The sequence below is a fragment of the Sulfitobacter sp. HI0129 genome (assembly GCF_001635395.1).
Taxonomy (GTDB): domain Bacteria; phylum Pseudomonadota; class Alphaproteobacteria; order Rhodobacterales; family Rhodobacteraceae; genus Sulfitobacter.
In genome coordinates this window covers 1-2,165 of sequence record NZ_LWGH01000704.1, presented here as the reverse complement: position 1 = coordinate 2,165, position 2,165 = coordinate 1, and the positions used below count along the sequence as shown (strand labels likewise).

Below are 2,165 nucleotides of genomic sequence, written 5' to 3'. Positions count from 1 at the left end.
CGCAGCCGTCGGAGCCCCGTCGTCGACGCTGAGCCTGAAGGCGCAGAGTGTTGCCTCGCTGGAAGTTCGGGTCGTGGGCCTTTTGCGCGACCTCGGGCTGCGGATGATCATGATCGACGAAGTCCACAACCTTCTTGCGGGCACGCATAGGGAACAGCGCCGGTTCCTCAATGTCTTGAGGTATCTCAGCAACGAGCTGGAGGCATCTTTGGTCTGCTACGGTGTCAGCGAAGCCGTCGATGCCATTCGCGGCGATGTCCAACTGGCCCGTCGGCTTGATGAACACCACCTGCCGAATTGGCGCGATGATGCCGAGTTTTCGGATATGATCCAGACATTGATCGCGGCCATGCCGCTGGAGAAGAAATCCAATCTGCAAGTGCGGTCGCTCAAGCAGATCCTCGCATTAACTGGCGGGGTGACGTCCCGCATCTTTGCCTTGGTCAAGGATCTGTCCATCGACGCGATCATCAGCGGTGACGAGTGCGTCACTGATGATGCCATCGCAAAATGGACACCGGTCTGGTCGCGCCATGCAAACGCTCAGCGACGGCTCGAGAAATCTGGGGCGTGACGTGTATCCCGCTGCCGATATCGGTGACGCCAGTGCCGGACGAGTTGCTTTCTGGTTGGTTATCGCGACTGGCCGCTTCCAATCATTGCGAGGTAGCAGACCTGCTCGCCCATATCGGGATCGACGCAAAATATGCTGCAGCCCTTGATTTTGATCTCGACATGCTGGCCGCGGATAGGATTTCCGTTGCGGCGCGCTTCGATCCAGCGTTCGTGTCGTCGATGACTTTCGCGGCGATGCCGGAAGCAGAGATGCGGTTGACCGCACAGGTGCCGTTCCAGGCTTGCACAAGCTGCGCTGATGGCGGCCTTGAGCTCAGGCACTGGCGTAGGGCCTGGGCGTTCGACTGCCAGATTTGTGGTGCCCGGCTTCTTCCAAAGGCCGACAGGCAAAATGGCGCAGCGGTCTCCGAAAAGCTGGTTGATCGTGCCCGCCGGGGGGCACGGATCCTGGAGCGTGTCGCGGTGTCGGGCAGCGCGCGTCAACTACGCCGAGCCATGCGGGCGGTCACCTTCGCGATGGGACTCAAAGCTTTATGTGGAGACCCTTTCTTCGCGCTTCAAAGCCCCCGCCCGAACATAAGGCTCTTCTGCCTTGCCGCCATTGCCTCCGCCCAATCACGTCCACTGGTAAAGGCTGCGTTGTGCAGCATGGACATCGACGTCTACGCACGAGTTGCCCTGCTTCGCGCCTACGATAAGGAGCCCCGACTGCTTGCAACCGTCGACCAGATTGCTCAGCGGATGCGACTACGCGTCGGCGGTTCAGCCACCTCATCTCAAATTTAAGGGCAAGAAAGGCCGGAAAACGCGCCGTGTCTCGGATTTAAGGGCAAGGCGACACCCACTTCCGAGAGAACCAGGAACGGTTGCCTGACCATGCTGCGGCTGCCATCCATGCGTTGATCTGCCAAGCGGAGGCGATTGCCGATCAGGCTGAGGCCCTGGAGAAACGGATCCTCGAGTGGCACCGGACGCACGAGACGAGCCGGCGACTGGCGACCATTCCCGGTATCGGACCGATCACCGCCAGCGCAATTGCTGCAAATGTTCCGGATCCGAGCCTGTTCCGCTCGGCACGACAGTTCGCGGCCTGGCTAGGCCTGACGCCACGGGCGAACTCAAGCAGTGGCAAGGATCGACAGACCGGGATCAGCAAGCAGGGTGATGGATATATCCGGCGACTGCTCGTTTCCGGCGCGACTGCGGTGCTTCGCTTTGCAAGGCAGGGCGATGCCGGCAAGGCTTGGATGCTTGGGCTTAAAGCACGCAAGCGACCGAAAGTCGTTGCGGTCGCGCTCGCCAACAAGACTGCCCGGATCGCTTGGGCGCTCCTGCGCCGCAACGAGATCTACGCGGCCCCTGTCTCCTGAGCGCGGAACCGCTGACGGAATGCGTGAAGCTGAGAAGAGATGACAAACCGGTCGAACCGGGGATCGGGACACCCCAGGGGGTCAAGGCGCAGAAAGCGCGCAATTTTGATTGGGACCCGATCCGCGGACTTCATCTGGGCCAGCGGCTAGACCGCACCACAAAGGCCGTAGACATGACTGCTTTCGGCATAGGCGCGTCAATTCCCAGCTTGCGCAGCA

3 protein-coding genes and 1 pseudogene are annotated in these 2,165 nt (G+C 60.8%); all 4 read left to right on the top strand.

Annotation, left to right across the window (positions count from 1 at the left end; genetic code table 11):
* The coding region (locus tag A3764_RS17675; protein ID WP_067951857.1) for a TniB family NTP-binding protein at positions 1–574 on the top strand (574 nt) is incomplete at its 5' end.
* Positions 511–1,362, top strand: coding sequence for a TniQ family protein (locus tag A3764_RS17670; protein ID WP_081731462.1), 852 nt, complete (start codon positions 511–513; stop codon positions 1,360–1,362). The genes A3764_RS17675 and A3764_RS17670, both read left to right, overlap by 64 nt.
* A 59-nt stretch (positions 1,363–1,421) precedes the next feature.
* Positions 1,422–1,946: pseudogene (locus A3764_RS17665) on the top strand (IS110 family transposase); the annotation flags it as partial.
* 23 nt (positions 1,947–1,969) lie between these two features.
* Positions 1,970–2,165 (top strand): hypothetical protein (locus tag A3764_RS26080; RefSeq protein ID WP_236628237.1); only part of this gene is annotated, 196 nt, incomplete at its 3' end.